Below are 4,787 nucleotides of genomic sequence, written 5' to 3'. Positions count from 1 at the left end.
GGGGCATGGACGCGTCCCGCGCGGTAGCCGCGGGGCGAGGCATGGACGCGTCCGGCGCGGTAGCCGCAGGGCGGGGCATGGACGCGTCCCGCGCGGTGGTCGCGGGGCGAGGTGTGGACGCGTCCCGCGGCGTGGGGCCGGGGGTGGGGGTGATCTGGGGTGTCCCGACGCGGCCCGTTAGTGCGGCGGGCCAGCGTTCTCGCAGGTAGATGGGGAGCGCGATCGCCACGCCTATCGCCATTCCAGCGAAGCCGACGGTGATGAGGGCGCCCTCCCAGGAGGGCGCGCTCGCTCCATCGTCACCACCTCCGTCGCCGCCGCCGTCCTTGAGCAGTGAGCCGAGCAGGCTGAACGGGACGGTGGAGACCAGCAGTCCGGCAGCGAGCCACGCGAACAGCAGCACCGGCGCGGCGGGCAGCCGCAGCCCCCACTCCCCCGCAAGCGCCAGCCCGAGCCCGATGCCGACCGCCGCCATCCCCACCGTGACCACGTTCAACACGACCCACTCGCCGGTGCTCATCCCGTGCATCGGCGACCGTCCGGTGCCGAGCGCCACGACCACCCACACGGCTTTGACCAGCAGATACATCGCCAGGGCGCCCGCAGCGCCGTAGCCCGCCCAGCGGCGCGCCACCGTCCGTCCCACCATGATCGCGAGTCTGCGCCCGGGTCGGCCGCGCCCGCCTCCCCCGCGCGGGGCACTCACCTCCCCCGCGCGGGTGATCGTGAAGAATCCATCTCGCCTACACGTCCCTCCGGCGGACGACCACGACGGCCACCGCCACCGACGCCGCCGCCCAGCCGACGAAGGCGAGCCAGGAGCCGGCCACCGTGGGCAGTGCCGGATTCGTGGGCGGATGCCGCAGGGAGAGGCAGTGCGCCCAGTCGTAGAACGGGAACCACATGTAGATCTCGTTCGCCCACTGGTGGACGGTGGGCTTGAACGTCATCGGCAGGATCACCAGCAGCGCGATCACCGCCACGACCGTGCCCGCCGTATGCCGGAGCAGCGCGCCGATCCCCATGCCGACCAGCGCCGCCAACGGGGCGAGCAGCGCGTTCGCGGCCACGACGCGCGGGACGCCCGGGTCGCCCAGGGACACCGCGATTCCCCGTCCGGACAGGATCGTCTGGCTCACCGTGAAGGTGCTCAGCGCGACGACGGCACCCGTGGCCAGCATGACCGCCGTGACGACGGCGACCTTCGCGAGGACGACGCGGTGCCGCGCCGGGACCGCTGTGAAGGTGGTGCGGATCAGCCCGGTGGCGTACTCGCCGACCAGTGCCAGCGCGCCGACCACTCCCGAGCCGACGACGAGCACGATCGCGCTGATCTGGCTGAACGCGGCGGACAGCGGGTCGAAACGCGAACGCTCCTGCGCGCGGAACGTCGGCCAGGCGTTGTAGTCGTCCAGGCTCTTCTGCAGGGCTGCCAGGACGAGCAGCACGACGCCCACGGCGAGCACCCAGCGGGTCGAGCGCAGGGACCACAACTTGATCCATTCTGCGGCGAGCAGATCGCGGAACCTGACCCGCGGATCGGCCGCGGAGAACCGCGGCGCCGGCGGCGGTGCGGAACGCGTCACGGCGGCGGTCATCGCGCACCACCCGTCCAGCGGCCCTCGAACGCCTCCGCCTCGCGCCCCACGCGCCCGACCACCCCGGCCCCAGCGTGACCAACCGGCCCGACATGAGCGGACGCTCCCCTCCCGGCCTCGCCGGGCACGACCGGCCCACCGCGGCCGGACGACGCAGGCCCGACCTCGCCGACCGCCGCAGGCCCGGTGTGAGCGGCTGCCGCAGGCTCAGCATGAGCGGACGTCGCAGGCCCGGCGTGGCCGACAGCCGCAGGTCCAGCATGGGCGGAGGTCACAGGGGCGACGTGGGTGGACGTCGCAGGCCCAGCATGGGTGGAGGGTGGGTGGGTGGGGTGGGTGTCTGCTCGGTACTGGGCGTGGTCGGCGGTCAGCTCCATGAACGCCTCCTCCAGGGACGCGTGGTGACCGGCGAGTTCGTGCAGGACGATGCCGTGGCGGAAGGCCAGGTCGCCTATTCGTGCGGCGGGCAGGCCCGTGACGGTCAGGGTCTGTGTGCCGTCCGGCGGGGCCACCGGCGGAAGGTCCGGGCCGTCCGCTGCGAGCGCGTTCGCCGCCGTGACCTTCGCGCCTGCGGCGGACAGGAGGGGGGCGAGGCGGGCCGCTTGCGGGGTGCGGACGGTGACGCGGGCCCGGCCGCCGCGGGCGGCGAACTCGGCGACGGTCTCCTCGGCGAGGAGGACGCCCCGGCCGACGACGACCAGGCGGTCGGCGGTGTGCTCCATCTCGCTCATCAGGTGGCTGGACACCAGGACCGTGCGGCCCTCGGCGGCCAGGCCGCGGAACAGGCCGCGCACCCAGCGGACGCCCTCGGGGTCCAGGCCGTTCACGGGCTCGTCGAACAGCAGCACCGGCGGGTCGCCGAGCAGGGCGGCGGCGATCCCGAGCCGCTGCCGCATGCCCAGGGAGAACCCGCCGACGCGGCGGCGGGCGACGTCCGCGAGGCCGACCTCCTCCAGCACCTCGCGGACGCGGCGGCGTGGCAGCCCGTTGGTGCGCGCCAGCGCGGACAGGTGCGCCGCCGCGCCGCGTCCGGGGTGGACGTCGCCCGCGTCCAGCAGCGCGCCGACGTGGTGCAGCCCGGCGCGCCAGCGGGTGAAGGGGCGGCCGTCGACGGTGGCGGAGCCGGCGGTGGGACGGTTCAGGCCGAGGATCATGCGCATCGTCGTGCTCTTGCCCGCGCCGTTCGGCCCGAGGAACCCGGTCACCTGCCCCGCCGGCACGGTGAAGCTCAGGTCGTTCACGGCGACGACGTCCCCGTAGCGCTTGGTCAGTCCGTTGACTTCGATCACGCCCTCCACGCTGCTGGACGGCCGACCGCGCCACATCTGCCGCCAGGCATGTTTCCCCGCCCGCATCTATGCCTGCAGGCATACGACCTACGACGGAGGTCACCAACCGCCTCCGGCGATTACGCTCCGTTCGTGCACCCCCGAGACCTGTTCCGCGCCGCGATCGCCCCGGCCGCGCTCGCGCTGACCCTGGCCGCCGCGTACACGGGCGGGCGCGAGCCGCACGGCAGAGACGACGAGCCGCTCCTGCTCGTCGCGCTGGTGGCGGCCGTCGCCGCGCTGCCGCTGCTGCTCGGACGGGCGCGTCCGTGGCCGGTCCTGGTGGTCCTGCTGGGCGAGATCGTGGCGGGCGTGGCGTGCGGGTTGCGGTCGGAGCAGATCTGGCCGCTGCTGCTGGCGGCGGGCCTGGTCCTCGCGTACCTGACGGCGACGCGCGGGCGCCGGGACGGACGGGCCGCGATGGCCGTCACCCTCGTGGCGGAGGAGGTGGCGTGGTTCGTCGGCCTCGTCCGGGGCGGGGGCTGGGGGAACGTGCTGGTCCCGGGCTTCGTGGGGCTGGCCGTGCTGCTCGCCTTGAGCGTGGTGGCGGCTTGGCTCGCCGGGACGTCCGTCCGGCAACAGCGCGAGTACGGGGACGCGGTGCGCGCGCACGAGGCCGCGCAGGCGGTGACCGAGGAACGGCTGCGCATCGCGCGCGAGCTGCACGACATGGTGGCGCACAGCATCGGCGTCATCGCCATCCAGGCCGGGGCGGGGCACCGGGTGATCCACGCCTCGCCAGCGCAGGCCGAGGGCGCGCTGCGCACGATCGAGGACACCAGCCGCCAGACACTGCACGACCTGCGGAGCATGCTCGACGTCCTGCGCAGGGTCGACGCTGCGGGCGGGACCGTCCCGCGCGCGGACGAGCTCGCCGGGCTGGACCGCCTCGACCGGCTCACCGCGACCACGCGCGCGGCGGGTGTCACCGTGGACGTGCGATGGAACGGCGTCCGGGGCCCCTTGCCGCCGACCGTCGACCACGCCGCCTTCCGGATCGTCCAGGAATCGGTGACCAACGTCGTCCGGCACGCGGCCACCGCCCGCTGTCGGGTGGTGATCGAGCAGCGCCCTGACGCGCTCTCGCTTGAGATCACCGACGAGGGGCGAGGCGCTTCCGGCTCCCATGGCGAGGGCCACGGGATCTCCGGCATGCGTGAGCGGGCCACCTTGCTGGGAGGCCGGTTCAGCGCCGGAACGCGTCCCGAGGGAGGATTCCGGGTCGCCGCCTCGCTGCCCCTTCCGGCCGAAGCGTCCCCGCCCCTCCCCGCCGAGGCGTCCCTGCCCCGCCCCGCTGACTTGGCCCTGCCGGTTCCCGAGGAGGGGCGATGACGGTACGGGTGGTGCTCGTCGACGACCAGGAGCTGGTGCGCGCCGGGTTGCGCATGGTCGTGGACGCCACGCCGGACATCGACGTCGTCGGCGAGGCGGGCACCGGCGGGCAGGCCGTGCGGATCGTCCGGGAGCTGCGTCCGGACGTGGTGGTGATGGACCTGCGCATGCCCGGCATGGGCGGTGTCGAGGCCACCGAGATGATCGCCGCGGACGTCCCGGCGGCGCGCGTCGTCGTGCTCACCACCTACGACGAGGACGCCAATGTGTACGCGGCGCTGCGTGCCGGGGCCAGCGGCTTCCTGGTGAAGGACATGGCGCTGGACGACATCCTCGCCGCGGTGAGAGTGGTCGCGCGCGGGGACGCGCTGCTCGCGCCCGCCGTCACCCGCCGCCTCATCGCCGACTTCGCGGCGTCCGGCGCGTCCCCCCCCCCCGGTCCCCCCCCCCGCGGGAGCGCCGGGCGGGGCCGGCGGGGGGGGCGCCCCCGGGTGCCCAGGGGAGGAGGGCGGAGTGGAGGGTAAGGTGG

At 74.7% G+C, this 4,787-nt stretch carries 3 protein-coding genes and 2 pseudogenes; 2 read left to right on the top strand and 3 right to left on the bottom strand.

Annotated elements, in window-relative coordinates; all coding sequences use genetic code 11:
- From AB0J52_RS27680 to AB0J52_RS27670, 3 genes and pseudogenes are all read right to left on the bottom strand, one after another.
- A pseudogene (locus AB0J52_RS27680) lies at positions 1-649 on the bottom strand (hypothetical protein); the annotation flags it as partial.
- Positions 650-743: 94 nt separating this feature from the next.
- The gene (locus AB0J52_RS27675) at positions 744-1,586 is read right to left on the bottom strand and encodes a hypothetical protein (RefSeq protein ID WP_500185297.1); all 843 of its coding nucleotides are present in this window, start codon (positions 1,584-1,586) and stop codon (positions 744-746) included.
- Positions 1,587-1,939: 353 nt separating this feature from the next.
- A pseudogene (locus AB0J52_RS27670) lies at positions 1,940-2,887 on the bottom strand (ABC transporter ATP-binding protein); the annotation flags it as partial.
- Positions 2,888-3,019: 132 nt separating this feature from the next.
- Between AB0J52_RS27670 and AB0J52_RS27665 the strand changes: the two are divergent.
- The gene (locus AB0J52_RS27665) at positions 3,020-4,258 is read left to right on the top strand and encodes a sensor histidine kinase (RefSeq protein ID WP_500185295.1); all 1,239 of its coding nucleotides are present in this window, start codon (positions 3,020-3,022) and stop codon (positions 4,256-4,258) included.
- Positions 4,255-4,782 carry a response regulator gene (locus tag AB0J52_RS27660; RefSeq protein WP_500185294.1) on the top strand — a complete coding sequence of 176 codons (528 nt, stop codon included), beginning with the start codon at positions 4,255-4,257 and terminating at the stop codon, positions 4,780-4,782. Before AB0J52_RS27665 ends, AB0J52_RS27660 begins: the two co-directional genes overlap by 4 nt.
- Positions 4,783-4,787: the final 5 nt, after the last annotated feature.

This window comes from Spirillospora sp. NPDC049652 (assembly GCF_040675125.1).
In the GTDB taxonomy this organism is placed as follows: Bacteria; Actinomycetota; Actinomycetes; order Streptosporangiales; family Streptosporangiaceae; genus Spirillospora.
This window is presented reverse-complemented; position numbering and strand designations above follow the sequence as displayed.

Excerpts from the sequence above, each read along its gene's own strand:
- AB0J52_RS27660 (WP_500185294.1), top strand. The coding sequence starts at position 4,255 with ATGACGGTACGGGTGGTGCTCGTCGACGACCAGGAGCTGGTGCGCGCC.